The following is a 26496-nucleotide window of genomic DNA, read 5'->3' as shown; positions in this document are numbered from 1 at the left end:
GTCGAAGCGTTACAAAAGGGTACGTATGCAGACCCTAGCAATCCAACGGCGGAGGAAATTCAAGCGGTGATTGATGCTGTCAACACTAGTGAAGCTAATTTAGATGCTCTGGCGGAAGATATTGCAGGTAATGCAGATGGCGTTACAGTTACCCCAGACCAACTCAATGCGATTAAGGGAGTGGATGGTGTAACAGCTGATAATTTGGATGAATATATTGATGCGCTTCTAGATGGTACTTATGCCGATCCAAATAATCCAACAGCGGAAGAAGTCCAAGAGGTTATTGATGCGGTCAATGCAAATAAAGATGGAATGGATGCGGTGGCTGAAGATATAGCGGGTAATGCGAATGGTATCACTGTTACCCCAGAGCAACTGAATGGCATTGACGGTGTAGACGGTGCGACAGCTGATAATTTAGATGAGTATGTTGAAGCACTACAAAATGGTACATATGTAGACCCGAGTAACCCAACAGCGGAAGAAATTCAGGCAGTGGTAGATGCCGTCAATACCAGCGAAGCCAATTTAAGTGCGGTGGCAGAAGATATTGCAGGTAATGCGGATGGCGTCACTGTTACTCCAGATCAGTTGAATGCTATTGATGGCGTAGATGGTGTAACAGCCGATAATCTGGATGAATATATTGAAGCGCTAAAAAATGGTATTTATGCCGATCCAAATAACCCAACAGCAGAGGAAATTCAAGCAGTGATTGATGCAGTTAATGCTAGTGAAAATGGGTTAAATGCTTTGGTGGAGGACATTGCGGGTAATGCGGATGGCGTTACTGTTACGATTGAGCAACTCAATGCGATTGAAGGGGTAGATGGTGTAACAGCCGATAATCTGGATGAATACATTGAAGCGCTAAAAAATGGCACTTATGCCGATCCAAATAATCCTAAAGCAGATGAAATTCAATCGATTATTAATACAGTTAATGCCAGTGAATTAAGCCTAAAAGAGTTGATTGAAGACATTTCTGGTAACACTAACGGAATTTCCATGACAGCCGATCAGCTGAATTCTATCGATGGAGTTTCTGGAGTCGACTCGGACAATATTGCTGACTATAACTTAGCGTTACAAGCGGGTACATATGTGGATCCTACAAATCCAACGGCTGAAGAAATTCAAGCCATTATCGATCGAGTTCATACTAATCAAACATTGTTGTCATCTGATTTAGATTTAGATTTAGATGGTTTAACAGAAGAGCAAGAAGCATTACTTGGTACTTTAGATAATGAAGCGGACTCTCACAGTGAGCATCAGGATGGTGTACATGGCGACAACGGAGTTATTGATGCTCATGAAGATTTAGATGGTGATGGTTTAAACAATCTCAGTGAGCTTACTTGTGAATTGGATCCCCTTCAAAATAGTGGTGGAGACAGCAACTTTGTTTCATTACTTGGCATGGTAAATAATGATCCAAACGGTGATTGGGATTACGATGGTATTTCAAATCAACGAGAAATGGAACTAGGAACAAATCCAGTCAGTGCAAATGAGAGAGACACCAATGGTAATAGTATTCCGGATATCATAGAAATTATCTTACTTCATGATGGTGGTAACCATACGGTGACATTATCTGATGATACAGATGGGGATGGTCTGCATGATATTTACGAAGTTATGAAAGGATTTGATTTTAAAGACTCTAACAATCCAACGATTAATGGCTCTGATGTAGATATTAATAACGGGTTAACTTTAGCCCAAGAGACATTGTTATCAGCAATTGAAAAGGATTTTGATAATGATGGTGTTAGCAATGAAGAAGAAATCTTGGCGGGAGCCGACCCTAGTATCAGTGATAATATTCCTCTATGGGTTAGTAATAAATTACGAGATAAAGATGGTGTTGTTAGCTTTATCCTTCATGCACCGGGAGTTCAGGCTGGTGAGCGAGATATCATGTGGACTCTTCCTGATGGTTTAGATTTACCTACTGACACTCAATTGACAGGCAATACTCTCTTTATCCCGAATAAAACTTATCCGGCAGGACGCTATACAGGTCAAGTTGAATTGACGAAATATATTGGTAGTGCCATTGTTAATTTAGTTACTGAATTCGAAGTGTTGGTTAAGATAAGTGGTGAGATCATCATTGATGTCGACCATGATGGTATAGATGATGCTGTTGATTCAATAATTGAATCCCCTTGTATTAGCACACAAATTTTGACAGATGATTCGCATGCCATCATTGTGGAAGAGGGAGTTCATCCAAAAGTTGCGGATTATGCACAGAGTGTCGATTCATCCTCAGCGGTTGTGCCAATGGAAAACTTCATGAACTTTTATGAAGTTCCATCTCCAGACGGTGGCGTGCATCACGAGGTTTATGACATGCAATTACAACTCAATGGTTCAAAGGACAGTGTTCAAACAGTATTACCAATGTCTGAATCAATTGGTAATGATGCCACATTGTTCAGTATGTCCACTGATGGCGATTGGTCTGACGAATCTTATCAGTCTCAGTCTGGTCAAAGACAATCTGTGATGTCATCAGATTGGTTAAACAATGAGGAAGGCATTTGTCCATCTTCAAAAGAAAAAGATAAATTTACTTCTGGCCTTAATACTGGTCACCATTGTGTACTTCTCAATGCTGTAGATGGTGGTGCTTTTGACAGAGATGGAGAAGTAAATGGAGAGATACATCTTAGTGTGACAGTTGCAGAGCCATTAAGATCGCCGTTAGCGGTTGTAGAAGTTGGTCGTAGTGCCGGTGGTAGCCTAGGTTGGATGTCAATAATGGGTCTAATGGGTTTACTAGTCCGTAGGTTGCTTATTTCAATGACGCTAGCCCCCATCCTACACATTTCGTTGGTAAATGCACAAGCTCACCCTTATGTTGGTGCTGCCTTAGGAGGAAGTTACCTTTCTCCGTATAGTAGTGAACAAGGTTTTAAAGTGACAAACCATAGTGATGTAGCTTATCAATTATTTATAGGCTTGGAAGAAGGGGACTTTACTGTTGAAGGGTATTATACCGAAATGGGGAAGGCGACAGTTAGATTTACTTCTGGAAATGAGGCATACATAAAGTACAGAAACTTTGGTATTGAAGGGCAGTATCACTATCCTTTAAATGAAGAGTTTAAGGTTTATTTGAGTAGTGGATTAAATTTTGTAAAAGGTTCAAGTAATGACGTTGATGTTAAGGAAAAACATCATTCTTCAGTGAGTATTGGTGTTGGGGTTCGCTGGGACTTTATGCCAGATTGGTTCGCTAGGTTACAATTGCAAAGCTATAGTCGTGATGACCAAGTGCTATTATTACGTTTATCTAAGCATTTATAACGTTAAAGTTCGTGAAGTGATATTTAAATGATTTGAACGAAATAAAATACTTTTTCATTACAGTTAAAATATAAAGAAATCCCTAAGGCTCAAACCTCTTAGGGATTTTATCCAAATTAAAAGCCAGAATTTATTCGTCAAAAAGGCCTAGGTGTTCTTTTGCATATGCTTCAAATTCGTCACAACCACCAATATGGTCTTGGTCGATAAAGATTTGAGGCACAGTTTCAACGGGTTTGCCTACGGTCTTTTCTAAATCTGCTTTAGAAATACCTTCTGCGTGAATGTCTACATAACGGTAATTAAAGTCATCACGCTTTGCTTTTAGTGTTTCTGCATGTTCTTTTGCACGAACGCAAAATGGGCAAGCAGGGCGACCAAAGATAACTACGAACATAAGCTTAATTCTCCTGAAATTCGAGTTTCGTATCAGAGTGACAGCTATAAAGCTTTACTCTTAAATTTTGAGATTACTATGCACGATTCTTTTTAGGAAATAAAGCAGCATTTTCTTCTCACTATGATAGGTGAAAACTATCGTACAAAGTTTGAACGCAATTTGTAGGTTTTCTACAAAACGTCATCAAAACCAACGCCCTTAGTACGGATTGAATTTATCGTAGCGGCTATCTTTTAAAGCATCTTTAACTCGTTTTAGGTTTTCACGGAAACCAGTACCTCGACGAAGAGTAAAGCCTGTAGCTAAAACATCGATTACGGTCATCTGAACGACACGGCTTGCCATTGGCATGTAAACGTCGGTGTCTTCTGGTACATCAAGCGTAATAGCTAGTGAGCTTGCTTTTTCAAGAGGGGAGCCTTTTGCTGTGACTGAGATTACCGTTGCTCCATTTTCTCGGGCTAAATTGGCTATTTCAACAAGGCTTTTTGTTCTACCAGTGTGAGAAATTAAAACAATTACGTCGTTATCGCTACAGTTAATACAACTCATTCTTTGCATAAGAATGTCATCAAAGCAGCTAATAGGAATATTAAAGCGGATAAACTTGTTTTGAGCATCACGTGCAACAGCAGAAGATGCACCTAAACCAAAGAATGAAATTCGTTTAGCTTGTGTCAACAAATCGACAGCACGATTGATTTGCATTGCATCAAGGCTATTTTTAGCGACATCTAGGCATGCCATGGTTGATTCAAATATTTTATGGGTATAGGCATCTGGGCCGTCGTCTTCTTCAACATTACGATTAACGTAAGGGGTCCCATTAGCCAAGCTTTGAGCAAGGTGTAGCTTAAAATCTGGGAAGCCTTTGGTGTCTAGACGGCGACAGAAACGATTGACTGTTGGTTCACTGACATCTGCCATTTTAGCTAATGTTGCAATGCTTGAATGAATAGCAGTTTGAGGAGATGCCATAATTACTTCGGCAACTTTACGTTCTGACTTACTAAAATTTTCTAAATTTTTTTGTACTTTTTCTAATGTATTCATAGTGTTCACGAAGGCATAGAGAACAACTTGCTGGTTCTGTTAACGTGGAATAGTTTTATTAATAAAAGCGTTAACGAAAACTACCAGCACCATAGATTTATTATAAACCCGAACCTTAAATCGGTTATACCAAATATAGTTACTATTTAGTAAGAATTTGACAGCCCTCAAACTAAATATCTAAAAAGACAAAACGAGATATAGTATAAAGTGTAAAGAACTGCGTTTTAATGCTTATCAATATGAAGTGGTGATTTTGTTATAATTTATGTTTAATTACTTTATTGAATGTTAAGCTGCTACATGATGAACATAGAATGAGCAAATCCATGAATTAAAAGTGGAATAAATTTTCTCTTTTTGTTTAGAACTGAAAACATATGAGAAGGTGGGTGGGAATTTACCAAAGCAAATGGAGTTACTTAGGTAAATTCAGTATGTCCATAACAGATTCGATAGCCCTAAATCTTATTTTGTCATTTCAATGATATTTAATGCATCATGAGAGATTTTATCTAATAAGCTAGAAGCTTGGAGTGCAATTTGGCGTTGTTCTTTCAAGATAGCATATAAATGGTCATTGGAAGTCAAAGGGTTTGCAAGTACAACACGGAAAACGATGGTGTTTAGGTTCTCCCAATGTTTTGGATTAAGTTGAGTTCGAGAAACAAAAGACTTTCCCGTCTCACGTTGACGCTTTTGAATAAACTGTGTGAGTTCATTGAGAAGCTCGTTCAGTCCCTTTTTCTGTTGGTAAGTAGCTTTTTCAAGAGCTAGACGTACGTGCTTAGGTAAGTATCGATATGTTAGCAAACATAGTTCAGGCTTAGACACCAACTCGAAGTCGTCCTGCTCTTTTATAAGAGAAGCAAAAAAGTTTGCTTTTTCTATACTTTGGTTAATTAATAACTCGTAACCAGGCCGACTTATAATATGCATGGCCGCATAGACTAACATTGCCATTCCTGAGCGAGAGCCCTCTAGAGTATGGCTACCCAAATCTTTTGACCCTTTACGAAGAATGTATTGGGCATGATGTTCAATAGAGTTCATCATGTCTGGGTCTTTAAATAAAACCATTCCAGCACCCATTGGAATGTAGAGTTGTTTATGTGCATCAATTGTGACGGAATCAGCCAATTCAATCCCTTTTAATAAAGAACGGTGTTGAGTGGACATTAAAGTCGCTCCACCCCATGCAGCATCGACATGAAAGTGACATTGTTTTTCTGCGCAGACCTGGGCAATTTGGTCAAGAGGATCGACATTCCCTGTTTCTGTTGTACCAGCAATACCGACTACTGCAAACACCTTGATCTTTTTGTCTTGTAATTGGTTAAATGTTTTCTTTAACTCATCAATGTCAACTCGATTGTATTCGTCAGTTTTTACTGTAATAACGCCTTCTTGGCCAATACCGAGAACATCGGCTGCTTTTTTGAGTGAGTAATGACCGCGTTCAGATACCAAGATAGCTAAGCCTTCATAACCATAGTATTTCATGGCCTTAAAAACGCCTTCTTTCTCTATTCCTTTGAATTGTTCATCTGCTTTTAATGCTTGGTTACGAGCAACCCAAAGAGCGGTAATATTTGCAATCGTCCCTCCTGAGCAAAAAGCACCTAGAGAGTGTGCAGAACTATGCATCCACTGGGTATAAAAATGGTCACTTTGTTCATAGATCAAACGATGTAACATTCCAAGGACCTGTCTTTCTAGAGGGGTGAAAGCCTTTGAAGTTTCAATTTTGACCAAATTTTGATTAAGAGCAATCATTATCTTTGACAGAGGCATCAAAAAGTAGGGTAAGGCCGATGTCATATGACCAATAAAACTAGGTGCTGAGGTATGGACTGAATGTGATACTAAAGTATCCAAGAGGTACTGAGTATGTTCCGACACGAACTCAGGTTTTTCTGGAATATGCGCAGAAGAAAAATCTTTTTCAATTTCGTGCAAAGGCTTTTCTTCTGCTACGATGTGTTCACGCAGAAATTGGTTTAAGTTTTGAGATAAGCTCTGATCTATTTTAGTCAACGTTGATTCGGGACCTTCAGGAATGGTGAAGATCTTCAATAGACTATCAAAGCTAACGTCAGCAGTTTTCTGTTCCTTAACCATAGCAAAGAATCTTTGTAATTATTAGACAATGCGAGCGACACAATCTAAACCAAAAATAGATTAATGTCCCGTTTTAATTCTGAATACTACTGAATCCGTTAAGTTTTAACAGGAAGTTATTCACAGTGTTTATTTTCAACATTTTCAATAGACTGGTTGTATTTAGCCAGCGCAGGTTCAATATTCTTGGGGTGGCTAAGTAAATCAGCAAATGCTGAGCGGAGAGCATAATTTTTAGGGTGGTTTTCTGATTGACGGTCGTTAAAGGTTTTCTGGGCAACTTTACCCAGCTTATCTGTTCTTGTTGATAGTAACTTTACATCACTTTGTTGTAAAAGGAGCCAAGATTCGACGGAACGCTCAGTTTTGACATGACTTGGTTCATTGTTTAAAAAATAGTGCACAGCCTCACGGTTTAACTCGAAATGGTTTTTACGTCCATCCAAAAACCATTGGCCTGCTTCATACAAATCGGGGTTTTGCTCCGTCGTTATCGCAACCAAATCTTTATACCATTGGAGAGAGGCATCGACATAAGAATCGTATTTGGCTATGAAGCAAGCTTTATCGGAGGCAAGGACCATGGATGAATTAATTACTAGTAGTGTTGCAAGGGCTAAGCGTATCATTTCTATTCCTTTACTATGTTGCTGTTTTACTTGCTTGTGTATATATCAAAAGTGATTTGCTGTGCTATTTATTCTAAATCAGTTCTAAAGAAGAAAATTTATAGTTACAGTGGATTTCAAAGCGCAATCAAAGTCCACTTACTGTGAGGACTTCTTGAATGCCACTTTGAAAATCAATGTCACTCAGATTACTAAGGCTAAATATGATTTCAGCACCAGTAAGATCAAACTCGACTTCATGATCGTTAATTCTGTCATCTTGGTTACGGAACATAAGTAGATGGCTTGCTATTCGAGCAACGTCAAGATAGCTGACCTCAGGACGGTTTGTTTTGTATATTTTAGTATTGGAGGATACCTCACAAAAATCGATATCAAACCCCCATTTTTTAAGTATGTGCTGGCTGATGGAAGGACAACGTATTTGAAACACTTGTAGTGCCAAATTTGGATCGAGGTAATTGCCTTCGCTAAGGTATTGGTGATATTCATTGATTAAACAGAACAGTCCAATATCAGCAAGTAGACCTGTTAGTAAAGCTTTATCTTGTTCTAAGTGCCCATATAAATTATCTTCATGTTTACGGAATTGTTGGGTTACCAGTACCATCGCTGCCCCTAGCTCTCGTGACATAGTAGCACTTTTGGTTAAAATATCATTACACTCTTTACTCAGAGCAACTGAATGCTTGAGCTGTTCAATAGCTTGCGCCGTGACAATATCTCTAACACGGAAAATACCCAAGCGAGATACTGCGATAATGAGATCATTACAAGTAATATTACGTCGATTAAAGATAACGGAGTTAGCAACTCGGATAACGTTAGCTGCAAGTCCAGGATCTTCCAGAAGAGTGTTTGCTACATCTAGGACTGTGGTACTTTCCTCAGAACATAGTTGTTGAATTTTTAGTACAGCATCAGGAATTGGTGGTAGTGCTATTTTCCCTAGCGATATAGACTGTTTTACCAATTTAGCAAACTCTGATTCTAATGCATTAATCAGATTTTCTTTGTTGTGTGTAAGCCAAAAGAATGAGAGATGTTCCATAATACTATAAGAGTCGATTACTTTTTGTTAGTTTACCTTCAGAAAATCACAGTTAGCAATGAAATGGAAGGGTATAGTGAGAAAGGTGAACAAAGGTTAAGCATGTTGTAATTAATTACATAAATACTGATTTATATCGTGTTTTTAATCACACCTTTGTAAGGACTCTATACTTAGTTTTACAGGTGTATCACTTTGGCGGATCTAACTTCAGTTATTTAAAATGAGAAATTAGTCACGTATGCTTGATTTGTTTTTTGTCAATTGTGATATAGATCTTAACTATTTTTTATATGTTAAGTATTATTAAAACGATTGGTGAACATAAATTAAAAATATCACCAAATATTTTTTATTAACCGCGCAACATTTTGGAGCGCATTTTTGCTGCTGTTATCTGGTAAGACACGAATCGGGGTAATTTATTCAGGTTGAGGGTCAAAGGAGATGACAGAAACAGAACAAAAGTTTTTCAATTATGTGGACAAATTTCATCAATACCAAAAGCGTTCAATGTTTGGTGGGGTTGGAATGTTCAGTGATGATGCAATGTTTGCTTTAGTCAGTAATGAAAATTGCTACTTAAGAGGTGGAGCCAAGCTTGACGGAATATTTACTGAATTAAAGTGCGAAAAATACAAACATGTGAAAAAGCAAACAACAGCGACCGTTAACTACTACGATGTGACAAAGTTGTTTTTAAATGGTTTTAATGAATTGGATGACTTACTAGAAAAATCAATACGTTGTGCTAATGAAGATCGGCTGTACCAAAAGTCTTTTGCGAGTCGACGCTTACGTGATTTACCTAACATGCAGTTAACGCTTGAAAGAATGGTTAAGAAAGCGGGTATTAGTGACGTGGAGACATTTTTAGACCTTGGTGCGGTTAAAGTTTTCAATCAAGTTAAAAGTGCATACGGAAGTGATGTTGATATCAAACTTTTATGGAAGTTCGCTGGTGCTGTTGACGGTATCCATTGGAAGCTTCTGCAAGAGCCTCTTAAGAAGCAACTACTATCAATGTGTGATTAAAAAGAGGTACTTCTTATTGATATCAACTCTGTAAATCGAAATTTGCATTGGTTTTGCAACCAAGTAAGTTCAAGAAATGTGCTCAGAGATAGTGTTAAGAGTCAATTATTTTGAAGTGACTTGGATAAAAAGCATATAACTGGGAAGTGTTACCTTGCTATATGCTTTTTGCTTATTAATCAGCTTTGGAGCTTAAACGGTCACAGAATTAGAATTTAAAACGTGTGGTAAACATCAATTGGTCATCGTAAAAATCGTTTATTCTAGCTTCTGCACCAATTGAAAATAATTCTGTAGAATGGAAACGCGCGTAGATGGAAGCAATCCAGTTATCATCGTTATCAAGTGAAACATAACCTCCTTTACCGCCAACCTCAAGTTGTGGTCCGAGCCATTGACGTACGCCTATATTTAACTCCATTCCGGCATCCGTACTGGTTGAGCTTGAAGGTTTTGCCACTCTCAATAGCATTGCACCTGTCAGATCTGCCCAGTTATTTATAGGAGAATGAAACCCAAACCCAGCCGCTGCGTCAAAGTCGCCGTCTAACTCTGAGTCTATACGAGCAAGCATGTGTGCGTTAGGATGAATTGATGAACTGAAGCCCGCCCCAAAGGTGACTGGACTAGCTCCAATCCTAGCTTCTGCATAGTCATAGCTGAAGTTACTCGCAGTAGCAGGAGTATTATAATTATTGGCAGCAATTGTCTGCTGAGATGCCAATAAAAGGATTGTAGCTAATAGTGTTTTACGCATAATTAACGGTAAGCCCTGTAGTGAAATTCCATGTCTCCAAGATTTTACTTGGAGGGTTGTCTGGTTATATACCCAAGTCACCTCAATTTGAAACAAGTTTTTAAAGTCACTTGGGTATTCCCCATAATAATCAAAACCAGAAGCTACGACCAACAAAATGTGTTCATTGATGATAATTCTGTCACCTTTAGGGTCATTCTTACAGATTTTTGTATGTAATATATTTAGAGAGCAATGTATATTTTTGACTCACCACATCATTAAAAATGAATTTTTATCCGATACGATGAAAGAATTTGATAGATTATCCTTACTTTCAATCATAAAATCTGTGATCTGAAACGTATTATTTTACCACATCCATCACCTTACCATGGTTGTACAGTAGTGTCTGAATGCCAGCTATGTGATCATGTCAATGGGTGAATAAAATTCTAAACTTACATCTGAAAAACTCAAAATTACCGCTTCGAACGTTATTATTCACAGTGAGGATTTAACGTCATTAGTTTGATATGTCACAATGTTTTATCCTTGTTAGGTTTAGGGTAGACTGGGTAAAATATTCAAAAAGTGATGATATGAAAAATTTTAAAAAGTTAGGTGCTATTGGCGGTGCGATCTCTCTTGCCTTATGCTGGCCACTTGCTGTCGGGCAAATTGGGCAATCCATTATAGAAAATGGTATTGCTGAGATGAATTCAGATGAGATAAAAGCAGAAATTGTCAGTTATGATCGTAGTTACCTTTCTTCCGTTGTTTTGACACGATACACAGTTATTAATCCAGAGATAAAATCCAAATTAGAAAGTGATGATATTCCTACAACCTATGAGGTGCATAGCGACTTAACGCATGGACTGACTAGTTTGACGGCTGATACTAAGTTGATTGGCGAAAGCTTTATTCCATTAACAGTGAACAGCACCACACAGCTTAATGGTAATACCACTTTTAATCTTAACTTAGATAGCTGGAATCATCACAACCAGTCAAAAGGGACGACTGTCTCATCCAGCCCTATTAGTATTACGGGGGAAGCAACCATTCTTGGTGACATTGCCTATCAACTAGATTTGCCTTCTATCCAAGTAGATTTCAACAACGGTGAAGAGCTTCATTTGAGTGGTTTGAAAGGGCAAGGTAAAGGCAAAAAAACCGATGGTTATTGGTTAGGAAACCAAAATTTCTCATTAAAAAAGTTTAATATCCTCGATCAAGAGCAACAGCCCATATTTTTCTTAGAAAATATTCAATATATTGCTAAGAGTGTTCCAAATGAAGCAGGAGATAAGATCAACTCTAGTTTGTTGTTGAATGCTAAACATCTTATGTTAAAGAATAAAGGCGTGATTGAAAACTTAATCTTTGATATGGCGATTAAAAGCATCGACCGTTCAGCCTTAGCTAATATGATATCCAACTACAAAAACTCAGATGAACTAAACATGCAAGACAGAAAAAGATTACTTTCTGATCTTGACTTACTAGTAGAGCGAGGATTTGAAATGAATTTGAATAAACTTTCGTTTACTTTGAATGAATCAAAGACTCATAGTGAGTGGTTAGTGAAAGTGTTACCAGGCACTAAAAGTGCCACCAAAGACCCATTTCAATTGCTATCGATGATAACTGGCTCTATAAATACTTATATTGCTGAAGGGTTGATACATTCTTACCCTGCTCTTAAACAAGAAATTGATAAGCTAATTACTTTGAAGTTAGTTGATAAGCAGAACGATGGCTATCAACTTAGTACTCGAATCTCAGATGGAAGTCTAACGCTGGACAATGGTAAGGAACTCCCATTAATTAGCCTTTTTTTGACGGTCTTGAAGCAATAAGAAAATCACACAGTATGCAAGATTACCCTAACTAGATATTTTATTTCTTACTATTTACTCAGCAGGAGCAATGTGGAGCATGAGAAAAAATACGGAGCAGGTCTTTAATTTTAGTGCAGGGCCTGCAGCTTTACCTAAAGCGGTTATGCAGCAAGCTCAAAAAGAGTTCATCAACTGGCAAGAACTAGGCACTTCGGTAATGGAAATGAGTCACCGTAGCAAAGCCTTTATCAAAGTTGCTATTGATGCAGAGCAAGACCTCCGAGATCTACTCAATATTCCGGATAATTATAGAGTACTTTTCTGCCAAGGAGGAGCTAGGGCGCAATTTGCTGCTGTGCCGCTGAATTTATTAGGAGAAGCGAAAACAGCCACTTATATTGATGGTGGTTATTGGGCTGAAAGTGCAGTAACTGAAGCAAAGAAATATTGTGAACCAGATGTATTTAATGCCAGGTCACAAGTTGATGGTAAAGTGTCTATTTTGCCTGCTTCTGAGTGGAAGATCTCTCCAAATGCGGCTTATGTGCATTTCTGTCCCAATGAAACTATTGATGGTATTGAAATCAATGATCTACCTGTAACTGATAAACCGATTGTGGCAGATATGTCATCGACTATTTTATCGCGTGAATTGGATGTGTCGAAGTATGGCGTAATTTACGCGGGTGCTCAAAAAAATATTGGTCCTGCCGGTATCGCGATCGTGATTGTTCGAGAAGATCTGCTTGGCCTTGCCAAAACTGTGTTACCGAGTGTGCTCGATTATACAGTTTTGGCGGAAAAGGAATCTATGTTTAATACACCTCCTACTTTTGCATGGTACCTTTCTGGACTTGTCTTTAAGTGGCTAAAAGCGCAAGGTGGAGTAAAAGCTATTGAGCAATTGAACATCGAGAAAGCGAATCTACTTTACACCTATATCGATCAGTCTGACTTTTATCGTAATGATGTTCACCCAGATAACCGATCTCTAATGAATGTTCCATTTCAATTGGCCAATGCTAATTTAGACCCTACTTTCTTAGAGTTGGCTGAATCTAGAGGACTAAAGGCTCTTAAAGGGCATCGAGCTGTTGGTGGTATGAGGGCCTCTATCTATAATGCAATGCCAATTGAAGGAGTCCAAGCTTTAGTTGAGTTTATGCGTGAATTTGAATTGAAATATCAATAATCTTCTTTTTCTGGAGCGTCGCATCTGCGGCGCTTTTTATTAGGTTGAAGAAGGAGACCATAATGTCGACTCTGACATGTCAAGAAAAATTGATTGAAGGTAACCAAGCTAGCCTCAGTACACAAAATACATGCATTTTGAACCAGCCTGGTTGAAGTGAGAGGTTATATTGATTGAAGAAGTTTGAAATATCTTCCTTGCTGAGCAAGTAAAGTATGATGAGAACCCTGTTCAACAATCTCGCCTTCTTCCATAAGGCAAATCGTATCCATTCTTTCAAGCTCGATTAAGCGATGAGTAATGAAAATAAGAGTCTTATTAGCGAAGTGTTGACTAAATAATGCTATAATCTTCTGCTCAGTTTGCTTATCTAAGCCCTCTGTTGGTTCATCAAGCAACAATATTGGAGAATCACGCAGCAAAGCACGTGCAATACCAATTCTACGTTTTTCGCCACCCGAAAGTTGACGCCCACCATCACCTAACCATACATCTAGTCCTGAATCGACCAATACATTACTTAATTCCACCTTAGTTAAGACATCTTTTAGATCTTCATCACTGGCATCAGGAGCAGCCATAAGGAGGTTATCACGTAATGTGCCATTGAGAACGTCGACTCTTTGACTTACAACTGTCATGCTGGCTCGAAGATCTGATTCACTCCAGTCTTGTAAAGGGCTTTGGCCAAGCTTGATTATGCCTTGATTCACATCCCAATAACGGCACAGTAGCTGAATGAGAGTCGACTTTCCAGAGCCGGTTTGACCTACAATGGCTGTTTTGGAACCAAATGGTAATGAAAGTGATACATTCTTGAGTACCTGCAATTGACCATCAGGATAAGTAAAATCAACCTTATCGAAGTGGATATCTGGAAATAAGTCTAGATGAGCTGATGTATCAGGGAAAACTAAATCCGGCTCAGTGAGGATCACTTCATTGAGACGTCGGGCAGAAGTTAGGGTTTGTCCCAAGAACTGAAATGCACCTGCAATAGGCATCAGAATTTCAAAGCTGGCCATAGTTGCAAATGCGAATAAAGCAATAAAAGGATCTGGAGCTCTTCCTCCTACACCATCAGCCGCAAACCAAAGCATGATAATTAGAGTTACACCATTGACAAATATGAGTAAGCCAGACGCTAAGCCAGTTAAATGAGCATTAATAAACTGGTTTGTAAACAGCTTGGTTTGTTTTTCTTGAATTAAATTGCGGTATCTAGATTCTGCACCAAATAAACAAAGTTCACTGTAGCCCTGCAACCAATCAAGCGTAGCAACACGGAGTTGAGCTTTATGTTGGGTTAGATATTCTCCGTTATTTTTACCTAGTTTGTAGAATAAAATAGGCCAAACGAGTAATACGACCGAGAGAATTCCCCCAAGCAAGAGTGCGAGGTGCCAATCAAAGAAGGCTAAAGCAGCTGTCAATGTTAGGATACCAAAAATGCCGATAATCACAGGACTAATAAGTCTCAGATAAACGTGGTCCATGGCATCAACATCTGCAACTAAGCGGTTCAATATATCAGCATCACGAAGCGTAGATAATCGACCTGGAATCAATGGCGCTAGCTTTTTAAAAAAGAAAATACGTAAGTCAGTAAGCAATTTGAATGTTGCATTATGACTAACAACACGCTCTCCCCAACGACCTGCTGTACGAGCCATGGCCGCCCCTCGAACCCCAGCGCCAGGTAGCATGTAGTTAAACGTTTCTCTAGCAATAGTTAGGCCTGCGAGTGCCGCAGCTGATATAAACCAGCCGGATAAGGTGAGCAAACCTATTGATGCTATTAGGGTTAAAAACCCTAATAGCATCCCGAGAGATAAACCAAACCAATGTTTCTTATACAGCTTTAGATAAGGGAGTAAATCACGCATCTAAGTTGCCCTTTTCTGATTCATATTGTGCCAAATTTGCCGTGAGCATGTCTTTAAACAAACCATCTTGTGACGATAAAGTATCGAAATCTCCACTTTGTACAATGAGACCTTCTTGCATCACTAGGATTTGGTCAATTTGACGAAGCTGAGCTAATTGGTGAGTTACTGAAAGGTGAGTAGTGGAGTGGGTATATTTATTGATACCTTCTATTACTAATTTCTCACTGCGAGCGTCTAAGCTTGCCGTTGGTTCATCTAAAAGCCAAAATTGTCCATTTTGTAGCATGGCCCTTGCTAATGCGATTCGCTGCGCTTGTCCCACGGAGAGTCCGCCTGAACGATCTGAGATTGTATAATCTAGGCCATGAACCTTGACAAACTCTGATGCATGAGAGTTATTTAAGACGCTTTGTACTTGCTCGTCTTTAATATCTTGCTTGCCAAGAGTGACATTCTCGTAAATGGTTCCGTGCAATAGCATTGGGTTTTGGCCAATCCAACTGACGGTTTGGCGCCATGAGGGGAGGTCTAAGTCTTTCAGCTCACAACCATTAATGGCTAAACTGCCTTTATAAGGCATAAAACCAAGTATGGTATTGACCAGACTTGTTTTACCTGCACCACTAGGACCAACCAAAGCAGTACCTTGATTGGCTTTTAATGAAAACGTGAGAGGACCAGCTAAGCGTTGTCCTTCAGTACTAAATATAACTAAGTCAGTGGCGTCAATTTGTATCGGTGTTTTTTCGTTTAATAATTGCGTGCCCGTTTTCATTTTTTCAACATCGAGGTCTAAAAATTCCACGATACTTTCAGCTGCTCCAACTGCTTGTTGACGTGCATGATAGTAAGTACCAAGATCACGCAATGGTTGATAGAATTCAGGAGCTAGAATCAGAATAAACAGGCCAGAAAAAAGAGTAATGCCTGTGCCGTAGTAGCCAAAGTTGAGTTCTCCGATATAGCTAAACCCAAAGTAAACAGCAGTAATAGCAATAGAAATTGAAGTAAAGAACTCTAAGACGGCTGATGAAAGAAATGCAATCCTTAATACGTCCATTGTCCGTTTACGGAAAACCTCAGAAGCTCCTGTCAGATGTGCTGTTTCTGCTTTTGTTCTATCAAACAGACGTATCGTTGTCATCGCTTGTAGGCGATCATAGAAATGGCCAGATAAACGTTGCATTGCTTTGAAGTTCTTACGGTTAGCATCTGCAGCTTTCATTCCAACGAATGCCATAAACATAGGAACCAATGGTGCAGTAATTAGAAAAATCAGGCCAGCAGCCCAGTTAATCGGAAAAACAACCACTAAAATGATAAAAGGCACCAGAACTGAAAGTGACATCTGTGGCAGGTATCTAGCAAAGAAGTCCTGCATATCATCGACTTGCTCTAATATCAGTGTTGCCCATGTTCCAGCAGGTTTCCCTTTGATATAAGCAGGCCCTAACTGGCGGAGTTTATCTAATATGAGTTGTCGAATATAAACTCTAATTTGTTCACCACATCGGTACCCAGCGATTTCTCGCCCCCATGTACAGGCTGCACGTCCTATAACGGTGAAACCTAATCCAGCAAAGTACAAGATAAGTTCACTTTTATCAGTATGCTCAATAATTAAATGGTGCAGAATAGAAGCGAGAAGAGCGGCTTGAACCAATAGGAATACGCTTGATAATACACCAAGACCAATTGCAACCATCAGCCAGCGCTTTGCAAGCTTACTTTGTTGCTTAAGCCACTTGTTTAAACGGCTATGCTTTTTCTTGTCCATTGTGAAGGCTTAATGATAATAGTTTTAATGAAGAGGTAGTATACAAAAGAAAACCCAGCGGGAATACTACTGGGCTTTATGGAAATGAAACAAAATTGAAAAGTTATTTATCATTAAGTGTATCTAGGAAGCGTTCTGCATCTAATGCCGCCATACAACCTGTTCCTGCTGATGTGATTGCTTGACGATAATTATGATCCATTACGTCGCCAGCAGCAAAAACGCCTTCGATACTAGTTTGCGTTGCATTACCTTCTAATCCTGACTTAACAACGATGTATCCGTCTTTCATTTCCAATTGTTTTGCAAAGATCTGAGTGTTTGGCTGATGGCCAATTGCGATGAATGCCCCCATGACTTCTAAGTTTTCAGTTGAATTGCTGTCAACTTTTTTGATGCGTACACCAGTGACGCCCATATCATCACCTAGAATTTCATCGAGAGTACAATCAGTATGCAAAATTATGTTACCGCCCTTCACTTTATCCATCAGACGCTTGACAAGAATTTTTTCCGCACGGAATGTATCACGTCGGTGAATTAAGTGAACTTCAGATGCAATATTAGAGAGGTAAAGAGCTTCCTCTACGGCGGTGTTACCACCACCTACAACTGCTACTTTTTGGTTACGGTAAAAAAAACCGTCACAAGTGGCACATGCAGAAACGCCACGCCCTTTGAACACTTCTTCAGATTCAAGGCCTAGATATTTCGCTGATGCGCCCGTCGAGATGATCAATGCATCACAAGTGTATTCATTAGAGTCACCTTTTAAACGGAATGGGCGCTGAGAGAGTTCCACTTCGTTGATGTGATCAAAGACGATTTCAGTTTCGAACCTTTCAGCATGTTCTTTCATGCGTTCCATAAGAGCAGGCCCTGTAAGGCCTTCTGCATCACCAGGCCAGTTTTCTACTTCCGTCGTTGTAGTTAATTGACCACCTTGCTGCATCCCTGTAACCAACACTGGATTTAAGTTTGCACGTGCTGCATAAACTGCAGCGGTATAGCCTGCAGGACCTGAACCAAGGATGAGTAATTTACAGTGTTTTATATTGCTCATTGTGTTTCCAAAGGGGACTGAATATTTACCTCAATTGTAAGAAAAACCGCGTTGTTTTTAAAGTAGAAGTGTTATTTGAGTAAAGAAAATGTTGGTTGGTACTCAAGGATTTGACAAAACATAGATAAGAAATGTGAGAGGGTGGTAAGTTGAACAGGGCCATCGCGTGTAATGACCCGGCTTAGTGTGGAGGGAGTCGATTTAAGCAATAAACTCGACTTCATAAGAAGTGAACTTTCTTATGTTAATTACCCCATTATCAAAGATTAAATATTGTCCTTTAATCCCCTGTAATATACCGCTTACAACAGGATTTTTATCAAAATTATGAGATATAATTTTAGTTGGGTGATGTTGAACTGGGTAACTTAAATGAGTCGTGTCTTCATTCAAAACCTCAATAGCATCTTCACCATACTTCTGCTTAATTTCTGTGATGATATCCTCTATTAGAGGCAGTAACTGCGAGAAACGTTCCTTGAGTTCAATAGGGTCTCCATCACCTTTTAATAGTGTTCGCCAGTTTGTTTTATCGGCAATATACTTGGCAAGTTCTACTTCAATTAAACCTGAAATATAACGAGTTTTTACCTTGAAAATAGGTAAGCCCTGTGTTGCACCTTGATCTATCCAACGTGTTGGAATTTGAGTATGTCTAGTGATTCCAACTTTTAAACTTGATGTATTGGAAAGGTAAACATAATGGTCGACTAAGCAGTTTTCTTCTCCCCATTGTGGTTCACGACAGGTACCCTGCTCGTAATGGCAGGTTTCTGGCTTCATAATACACATATCACAACTGGCGAGCTTTTTCATACATACAAAGCAGTGGCCTTGTGAGTAACTCTTTTTCGTTTTTTTACCGCATGAGCAGCAATGAATATTTCCGGTATGAGTTAAGGTTAATGTTTGGCCAATATATGGGGTAAGGTCGATCTCTTCATCCCCAATAGGAAGACGGTAATTAAGCGTATCATCAAGTGATGCTCGCATTTTTCTTAGTGTGCCTTTGGCAACAATTGTCATGGCATTACTCATTTGTGTTTTTTTAGCAGTATACTGAAATAAAACAATGAAGCTAGAAGAAGCTCTATGCTGTACAGTGTTATAGTTAGAGGAAGCTTTGAAATCACACTTGGTGTTAACATACAAACTTTAGACTAAGAAAGAGTAAAAATTATTTGTCACAAAGATAAAGAACTTCACTTTAACACTAGTGATCCATTGAATAGAGTTCTCGGTCTACGGACTAATGGGCTGTAATAGTATGAAATAGAAATACGAATTAGATATCGCATTATTAATTCTTACAATTTCCTCTATCAGCTTACATACTTTTTTGGTGACAAACTTCAGTTATAAACATCAGGTCCAAGAAACATCAAAATTTGCAAAGCGAAATGTACAAAAAAGAGTAGAAATACATTATGGGTGAAAATCGAAGAGTAGCCTTTCTCATACTAAAGATAAATTATCGAAGCGCATTTTTGTTTTATACCCAAGAACCTTGAAGGAACTTGGGTATATAAATGGTTAGCTTAAGAGCGAGTTTATGATTCTTCTTTTTAAATTACAGTGGGCTATTTACCAGAACAACCAACTGAAAAGAGATAGAGTGATTATACAAGCGATATTGAGCACCATCCCAATTCTCATCATTTCTTGCTGCTTAATATGACCAGTACCGAATACAAGTGCGTTTGGTGGTGTTGCAACAGGTAACATAAAAGCACATGAAGCAGCAACACCAATGAGTACTGATAATATAACCGGTGATAAACCAAGTGCTTCAGCTATAGCAGCAAATAAAGGCACAAGTAATGCTGCACTTGCTGTATTGCTAGCAAACTCGGTCAAAAACACCACGAATGTTACAACAGAAAGTATGGTAATGAACACACCAGCTTGTTGAAGAAATTCAGCGAGGCCATTTGCTAGAAAAACACTGGTGCCTGTGGCCTTGAGAACATTACTAAGACAAATCCCACCACCAAAAAGAATGAGTACACCCCAGTCAGTCGTTTTTTCGATGTCTTTCCATTCAACAGAGCGAGAGATAGCTAACAGCAAAATAGCACCGATGGCAACTATGGTATCAAATTTGGCAAAGTTACCTATCATGGCATTGATAGGTTTACTGAACACCCAGAATAAAACCGTTAGTGCAAAAATAGCTAAAGTTATAACTTTACCATTGGTCCAAGTAATTGGTTTATGATCAAGTTCGAATTGATGACTTAAATCAGGTTTAGTCATTGAATATAAAATTAGCATTGTTATTGGCATAAGAATGAGTGAAATAGGCAAACCTAATTCCATCCAGCCTATAAAATCAAGCCCAACCTTGCTTGCTGCAATGGCGTTTGGCGGGCTACCGACTAAGGTCGCGATACCACCAATAGAAGCACTATAGGCAATGCCCAGTAAAACAAATAGGAATGTTTTATGGTCTTTGTGCGTATCCAGCTTGCTCATTATCCCGAGTACAAGAGGTAACATCATAGCAGTGGTCGCAGTATTAGAGATCCACATAGACAAACCAGCAGTAACACCAAATAGCAAAAAGACTGCTACAGACATTCTGCCACGAGCAAGGACAAGAACCTTATTTGCAATTGCCTGATCGAGCTTTTGTTTATGAAGTGCTGCAGCTAATGAAAATCCGCCTAAAAATAGAAAGATAATAGGATTAGAAAAATTACTTAGTGCAGTTGGTGTGTCAAATACACCAAAAAGGACAGCAAGAACAGGAATCAGAAGAGCCGTCACACTAACGTGAATGGCCTCTGTTAACCAAAGTATGGCAACAAAAATCAATATTGATAATCCATTAACTACTTTTGGTTCAAATGGAAGAGTGTTCAGTAAAATGATAAACAATAGAACATTGCAAATCAATATCATACTGTTTCTAGTGAAGAAGTTATTCTTCAATGTCACAGCAAGTGTGGTCATTTTGTGCTCCTTTGCATTGCCTTTAGTTATTTTTCGTTGGCAAAAAACGTATTGTTATTGGTATCTAATCGCCAAAAAGTACAAATTTCTATTTGCAAGGTGATGTTATGAAAATGAACATAAACCCTACATGAGAACTGGACTTTGTGGCAGTTTAGCTATATTGATGAAATAAATGTTACTGAAGTTATTAAACCAAAGTTGATTTGTTTTTATGTGTAAATAAAAAAGTGTGATGTTAATAATTATAAATGGGTGGAAGTTTACCCATTTATAATTAAAGTTTGGAAATAGAATAAGGGATAGGTTGCTTATTTTTTCTCAAGGGGAATGATTTTTTCTAGTTGAGTAATAGGCTCTTGTGGGCCAAGAAAGCGTGGCTGTGTATCCATAATATAAAGATCCAAAAATGCTTTCACCCGAGCCATTAACTCCCTAATGCGCATTCTAAGTTGTTGTTTCATATCAGTAGGTCCGGCAACCGCAAAGCATTGAGCATCAATCTTGTAGGCATCAGCAATAAATAGAGCACGTTCACAGTGAAAGCGCTGTGTGATAATGAGAAAACGATCTGAAGCAAAAATCTTCTTGGCACGAACGATTGAATCAAGTGTTCGAAAGCCAGCGTAGTCTAGATGGATCATAGATTCTGGTACACCTGCTTTCAGTAAGTCCCGTTTCATTGTCCAAGGTTCATTGTAAGAGCGGTGTGCGTTATCTCCACTAAGGAGGAATTGCGTTACTTTTCCTTGCTGGAAAAGGTCAATAGCAGAATTCATTCGGTGGGTGTAGTATGTATTGAGGCTTTTACCGATGTATTTACTTGTTCCTAACACAACGGCGACGTCATATTGAGGTACAGCGTCATAAGTCGTAAATATATTATCTTTTGCTTGTTTAGACACCCAACGATCAATTGATAACATACTTAACAGCAAAATAACGAATAAGGTTAATAAAACCAAGGCAAAGTGTTTGCCAAAGGAGGTTATTTTGCCTCTTGACTTTAAACGAGAAAACAACAAAACGTTTAGTATCCTTTATTCACGATGTAGCGAACATTATATTCGATAAAAATGTAACCTGAAAACTCTATTTATCATTATCGTTCAATAACTTCAAGGGCTTGAAACAGCATCTATCGACATTTCAATATAGGTATAGGCACAATTTGTAAATTTCTAATAATAAAGAAGTCTTTTAGCAAAATAATCCCGAAATATGGACTAAAAATACAGCAATATTGACCAATGTTTTTTGTACTCAATATATCTGACAATATTGCTGCTGAGTATCCCATGCTATTTACATTTCGTTGCAGTATAAAAGCTTACCCATTTGCTTGCCTAACGTTTATTGATTTAAGCCTAACGCAATTTCTAACCCTTTACCGTAAGCTTCATCGGCTTGATAGGCATGCTGGACATGACGTTCTTTAATGAAATTTGGAACGCCCTCCATTGCACGAGCTGTGTTATCAAATAGCGTTTGACGTTGCTCGGAGCTCATTAAGCGGAATAGGGCACCAGCTTGACTGAAATAGTCCTTATCTAAATGATGATCATAATGTTCAGCGCTTCCATCAATTCGCAATGGTGGTTCAGAAAAGTCAGGTTGTTCTATCCACTCTTCTTGTGAGTTTGGCTCATAACCAATTGTGGACCCAAAGTTGTTATCAACACGCATGGCACCATCTCGGTGATAACTGTGAACAGGACAACGCGGTGCATTAATAGGTATTTGATGGTGATTTACACCTAGGCGATAGCGCTGAGCATCACCGTAGGCAAATAGGCGACCTTGCAACATTTTGTCTGGAGAAAAGCTAATGCCAGGTACCACTGCCGCTGGGTTGAATGCAGACTGCTCCACTTCCGCGTAGAAATTTTCTGGGTTACGATTTAATTCAAATTCACCTACAGGAATGAGAGGGTAATCTTTTTGTGACCAAACCTTAGTTAAGTCGAATGGGTTAAAGCTGACTTTATCGGCTTCTAGTTCAGGCATGATCTGAATGAACATCTTCCATTTTGGGAATTCTTGGCGTTCAATGGCTTCATAAAGATCACGCTGGTGGCTCTCACGGTCTTTGCCAATGATAAATTCTGCTTCTTGATCAGTAAGGTTTTTGATGCCTTGTTGGCTTTTAAAATGAAACTTTACCCAGTATCGTTCATTTTCTGCATTGATAAAGCTAAATGTGTGGCTACCAAATCCATGCATATGACGGTAAGAAGCAGGAATACCGCGGTCACTCATTACAATTGTGACTTGATGGAACGCTTCTGGTAGGGAGGTCCAAAAATCCCAATTGTTGACAGCACTACGCATGTTGGTGCGAGGATCGCGTTTTACTGCGTGGTTTAAATCAGGGAATTTTAGCGGGTCTCGTAGAAAAAATACTGGAGTATTATTACCTACCAAGTCCCAGTTTCCTTCTTCAGTATAGAACTTTAACGCGAAACCTCGAATATCTCGTTCTGCATCTGCAGCCCCTCGCTCTCCTGCTACAGTCGTAAAACGAGCAAATAAATTTGTTTTTTTGCCAACATCAGAGAAAATTTTAGCGCGGGTATACTTTGTAATATCGTGCGTTACGGTAAAGATACCATGGGCTCCAGATCCTTTTGCATGCATACGTCGTTCCGGTATCACCTCACGATCAAAATGTGCCAGTTTTTCTAGAAACCATACATCTTGAAGTAATTGAGGGCCTCGAGGGCCTGCAGTCATAACATTCTGGTTGTGTGCTACAGGACAACCTGCGGCGGTAGTCAGTTTCTTGCTCATTTGAATTTCCTTGTAATGTGAATATCAGCCCCCTTTCCACTGCAGAAGAAAAGAGTTGTAAGAAGCATAGTGCGGTGGCTGAAAAGAGAGAAACTGTTATCGTCTATGAATGTGATAAGCTTCATCTATGTGATCATTCCGTTGTACTGAAATAGTAGGTGCATAAATGATGAAATGAAAAAGATCCCCGATATTAATTGTTTTTAAATAAATTGGGCTAAATTCTTAAATATCAGTAGTTATTATAGATAAATCAATAGATCTATTATTAGAATGCAGTATTAATTGTCGGTAAGTCACTAATATTAATAGTTAATAAGCCTCCTGATGCACGCTCCATGAACTAGACTCTTACTTATGTTAGTTTGCTTAATATTCAAATAAATAAGGAGGTTAACTACCATCCGAGTGGCTTCGGAAATAAAAAAGCTTTGGTGTTTCATTACAGGTCTGTGATTTACTTCAAGCGTAGACCTTATCTGCGAATGGCAATAGAGCCAATGGGGTTAAGTTGGAAAAGTCCAACATGTAACCCCAATGATTAATTAAAGCAAAACTGATGGATTAAAATGCAGTACGTTTATAACGGCGGTAGACTGGCTGCCAAAATGCTTGTTCAATTGCATCGTTAAGTGCTTCATCACTGAGCTCTAATGCCATGCCTTGTTCCATGGCTTTTTTAGCAACGGCAAAAGCAATCTTTTTGGAAACAAAGTGGATCTCTTCTAGTGGCGGTAGTAAGGCACCATTCTCATTAGTCGCCAGAGGAGAGCAGGTAGCGAGTGCTCGGCTGGACTCCATCAGCATTTCATCGGTGACACGTTTGGCATTGACTGCCAGTACACCTAGTCCGATACCAGGGAAAATGTAACTGTTGTTACACTGAGCAATTGGGAAAGAACGTCCTTTATAAACAACAGGCTCAAATGGGCTGCCTGTTGCTACAAGTGCTTCACCATTTGTCCAATGAATAATATCATTTGGCGTTGCTTCAACTCGGCTGGTTGGGTTTGACAGTGGGAAGACGATCGGGCGTTTGCAATGCTTGTGCATTTCTTCGATAACTTCCTGACTAAATAAGCCTGGAGCACCAGATACACCAATAAGGATTGTTGGCTTAGCATTACGCATAACATCAACAAGTGAAAAACTGTTTCCTTCACTTTTCCAAGTCTTGGTATTATTTGCCGTCTGTACTAGGCGTTGCTGGAAATCGAGCAAGTTTGGCATGCCTTCTTGCAATAGACCCCAACGATCAACCATATAAACTTGTGAACGTGCTTTTTTATCCGATATACCTTCTGAAACCATTTGAGCGATGATTGCTTCTGCAATGCCGCAACCTGCGGAACCTGCACCGAGGAAAGTAATACGTTGGTCAGAAAGCTTAGATCCTGCGGCTTTACACGCGGCAAGGAGTGAGCCAACAGTTACTGCTGCCGTACCTTGGATATCGTCGTTAAAACAACAAATACGATCTTTGTAACGTTCTAGCAATGGCATGGCGTTTTTCTGAGCAAAGTCTTCAAACTGAACTAGTGCATCAGGCCAGCGGCGTTGAACTGCTTGGATAAACTCCTCGACAAAGGCATCGTATTCTGCGCCTGTGATACGTGGATGACGCCATCCCATGTACATTGGGTCAGCGAGACGCTGAGGGTTGTTTGTACCGGCATCAAGGACGATAGGTAGAGTATAAGCTGGGCTAATGCCACCACATGCAGTATAGAGTGAAAGTTTCCCAATAGGAATTCCCATACCACCAATCCCTTGATCTCCAAGGCCTAAAATTCTTTCACCATCGGTGACAACGATAACTTTTACATTCTGGTTGGTTGCATTATTGAGTAAGTCGTCAATTCTATCGCGGTTCGAGTAGGAGATGAATAAACCACGACCACGGCGATAAATATTGGAGAAATTTTCACAAGCAGCACCAACGGTTGGTGTGTAGATGATCGGCATCATTTCTGTGACGTGATTTTGGACTAAGCGGTAGTAAAGTGTTTCATTGGTATCTTGGATATTACGCAAATATATGTGTTTATCCATATCACTTTCGAAGCTTTTGTATTGTTGATAAGCACGCTCAACTTGTTCTTGAATTGTTTCAGTGCTTTCGGGTAGCAGACCTTCTAAATTAAATGAACTGCGTTCTTCAGCAGAAAACGCGCTGCCTTTGTTTAAGAGTGGTGTCGACAGGAGAGCTGGGCCTGAATAAGGGATATAAAGTGGGCGCTTATCGTTGTTCATTGTGTGCCTTACGTGTAGGGTTTGAAAAATAATTACAAAATTCTAACGGGTTCACTGTTTATTTGTAAACCATCGTTGATATACATCGTCCAAAAGTCACAAAAAAATGCAATTGTTGACTAAAATATCACCAGTAGTGGCTGTGTCAAGCTTGTTAAAAGGCAAGGTTGCTTTGTTGAACAAAGCCTGATGAGGTAATTAGAGCGCAGAGAAAAATGACCCAAATACTGTTCATGGGGGATACACAATCCTAAATTATCGTACTAAAACGATGAGAACAGAGTGACTAGGATCTTAAAGTTGCTTGAGTATATAATCTTTGGTGATTTTCAATCTGATGAAATTTAGAATCAGACAGTTATAGAAAGACAGAGAAAG

Annotated in this window: 18 protein-coding genes; 4 read left to right on the top strand and 14 right to left on the bottom strand. The window is 39.1% G+C overall.

Annotated features, from left to right (window positions below; genetic code table 11):
* The coding region (locus VSA01S_RS08425) for an outer membrane beta-barrel protein (RefSeq protein ID WP_147052693.1) at positions 1–3327 on the top strand (3327 nt) is incomplete at its 5' end.
* Between the two features lie 130 nt (positions 3328–3457).
* Here VSA01S_RS08425 and VSA01S_RS08420 read toward each other — a convergent pair.
* The 5 genes from VSA01S_RS08420 to VSA01S_RS08400 form a co-directional block, all read right to left on the bottom strand.
* Positions 3458–3724: a GrxA family glutaredoxin gene (locus tag VSA01S_RS08420; RefSeq protein ID WP_009841803.1), complete on the bottom strand. Its 267-nt coding sequence runs from the start codon at positions 3722–3724 to the stop codon at positions 3458–3460.
* Between the two features lie 201 nt (positions 3725–3925).
* Positions 3926–4780 (bottom strand): MurR/RpiR family transcriptional regulator, encoded by an 855-nt coding sequence (locus VSA01S_RS08415; protein WP_039982549.1) that lies wholly within the window; start codon positions 4778–4780, stop codon positions 3926–3928.
* Positions 4781–5248: 468 nt separating this feature from the next.
* Entirely contained in the window at positions 5249–6901 is a 1653-nt protein-coding gene (panP, locus tag VSA01S_RS08410; RefSeq protein WP_039982548.1) for a pyridoxal-dependent aspartate 1-decarboxylase PanP, read from the bottom strand.
* A 116-nt stretch (positions 6902–7017) separates the two neighbouring features.
* Positions 7018–7530, bottom strand: a complete 513-nt coding sequence (locus VSA01S_RS08405) for a hypothetical protein (RefSeq protein WP_039982547.1) — start codon at positions 7528–7530, stop codon at positions 7018–7020.
* Between the two features lie 127 nt (positions 7531–7657).
* A complete protein-coding gene (locus VSA01S_RS08400) occupies positions 7658–8581 on the bottom strand; it encodes an HDOD domain-containing protein (protein WP_039982546.1) in 924 nt (307 codons plus the stop codon).
* A gap of 447 nt (positions 8582–9028) precedes the next feature.
* Here VSA01S_RS08400 and VSA01S_RS08395 point away from each other — a divergent pair, with 447 nt between their 5' ends.
* Positions 9029–9616, top strand: a complete 588-nt coding sequence (locus VSA01S_RS08395) for a TfoX/Sxy family DNA transformation protein (RefSeq protein ID WP_039982545.1) — start codon at positions 9029–9031, stop codon at positions 9614–9616.
* 208 nt (positions 9617–9824) lie between these two features.
* Here VSA01S_RS08395 and VSA01S_RS08390 read toward each other — a convergent pair whose 3' ends face one another.
* Positions 9825–10373, bottom strand: coding sequence for a hypothetical protein (locus VSA01S_RS08390; protein WP_039982551.1), 549 nt, complete (start codon positions 10371–10373; stop codon positions 9825–9827).
* 581 nt (positions 10374–10954) lie between these two features.
* On the opposite strand from VSA01S_RS08390, the gene VSA01S_RS08385 reads away from it, so the two are divergent.
* Positions 10955–12217: a DUF945 family protein gene (locus tag VSA01S_RS08385; RefSeq protein WP_039982544.1), complete on the top strand. Its 1263-nt coding sequence runs from the start codon at positions 10955–10957 to the stop codon at positions 12215–12217.
* A 79-nt stretch (positions 12218–12296) separates the two neighbouring features.
* Positions 12297–13391: a 3-phosphoserine/phosphohydroxythreonine transaminase gene (gene serC / locus VSA01S_RS08380; protein WP_039982543.1), complete on the top strand. Its 1095-nt coding sequence runs from the start codon at positions 12297–12299 to the stop codon at positions 13389–13391.
* 164 nt (positions 13392–13555) lie between these two features.
* On the opposite strand, the gene cydC is transcribed toward serC, so the two are convergent.
* The 8 genes from cydC to VSA01S_RS08340 all read right to left on the bottom strand — a co-directional run bounded on the left by cydC (position 13556) and on the right by VSA01S_RS08340 (position 26118).
* Positions 13556–15277 carry a heme ABC transporter ATP-binding protein/permease CydC gene (gene cydC, locus VSA01S_RS08375; RefSeq protein WP_039982541.1) on the bottom strand — a complete coding sequence of 574 codons (1722 nt, stop codon included), beginning with the start codon at positions 15275–15277 and terminating at the stop codon, positions 13556–13558.
* Positions 15270–17057, bottom strand: coding sequence for a heme ABC transporter permease/ATP-binding protein CydD (gene cydD, locus VSA01S_RS08370; protein ID WP_039982539.1), 1788 nt, complete (start codon positions 17055–17057; stop codon positions 15270–15272). Before cydD ends, cydC begins: the two co-directional genes overlap by 8 nt.
* A 103-nt stretch (positions 17058–17160) precedes the next feature.
* The gene (trxB, locus tag VSA01S_RS08365) at positions 17161–18120 is read right to left on the bottom strand and encodes a thioredoxin-disulfide reductase (protein ID WP_039982537.1); all 960 of its coding nucleotides are present in this window, start codon (positions 18118–18120) and stop codon (positions 17161–17163) included.
* Between the two features lie 201 nt (positions 18121–18321).
* Positions 18322–19146 (bottom strand): DUF2797 domain-containing protein, encoded by an 825-nt coding sequence (locus VSA01S_RS08360; protein WP_039982535.1) that lies wholly within the window; start codon positions 19144–19146, stop codon positions 18322–18324.
* 558 nt (positions 19147–19704) lie between these two features.
* On the bottom strand, positions 19705–21075 hold the full coding sequence (locus VSA01S_RS08355) for an SLC13 family permease (RefSeq protein WP_039982533.1): 1371 nt from the start codon (positions 21073–21075) through the stop codon (positions 19705–19707).
* A gap of 311 nt (positions 21076–21386) precedes the next feature.
* Positions 21387–22100 (bottom strand): SanA/YdcF family protein, encoded by a 714-nt coding sequence (locus VSA01S_RS08350; protein WP_039982531.1) that lies wholly within the window; start codon positions 22098–22100, stop codon positions 21387–21389.
* 328 nt (positions 22101–22428) lie between these two features.
* Positions 22429–23865: a catalase KatE2 gene (katE2, locus tag VSA01S_RS08345; protein WP_039982529.1), complete on the bottom strand. Its 1437-nt coding sequence runs from the start codon at positions 23863–23865 to the stop codon at positions 22429–22431.
* A 564-nt stretch (positions 23866–24429) separates the two neighbouring features.
* Positions 24430–26118, bottom strand: a complete 1689-nt coding sequence (locus VSA01S_RS08340; protein WP_039982527.1) for an NAD-dependent malic enzyme — start codon at positions 26116–26118, stop codon at positions 24430–24432.
* Positions 26119–26496 lie beyond the last annotated feature (378 nt).

The sequence above is a fragment of the Vibrio sagamiensis NBRC 104589 genome (genome assembly GCF_007990935.1).
In the GTDB taxonomy this organism is placed as follows: Bacteria; Pseudomonadota; Gammaproteobacteria; order Enterobacterales; family Vibrionaceae; genus Vibrio; species Vibrio sagamiensis.
The sequence above is the reverse complement of the archived record's forward strand: the minus strand, read 5'-3'. Positions and strand labels throughout refer to the sequence as shown.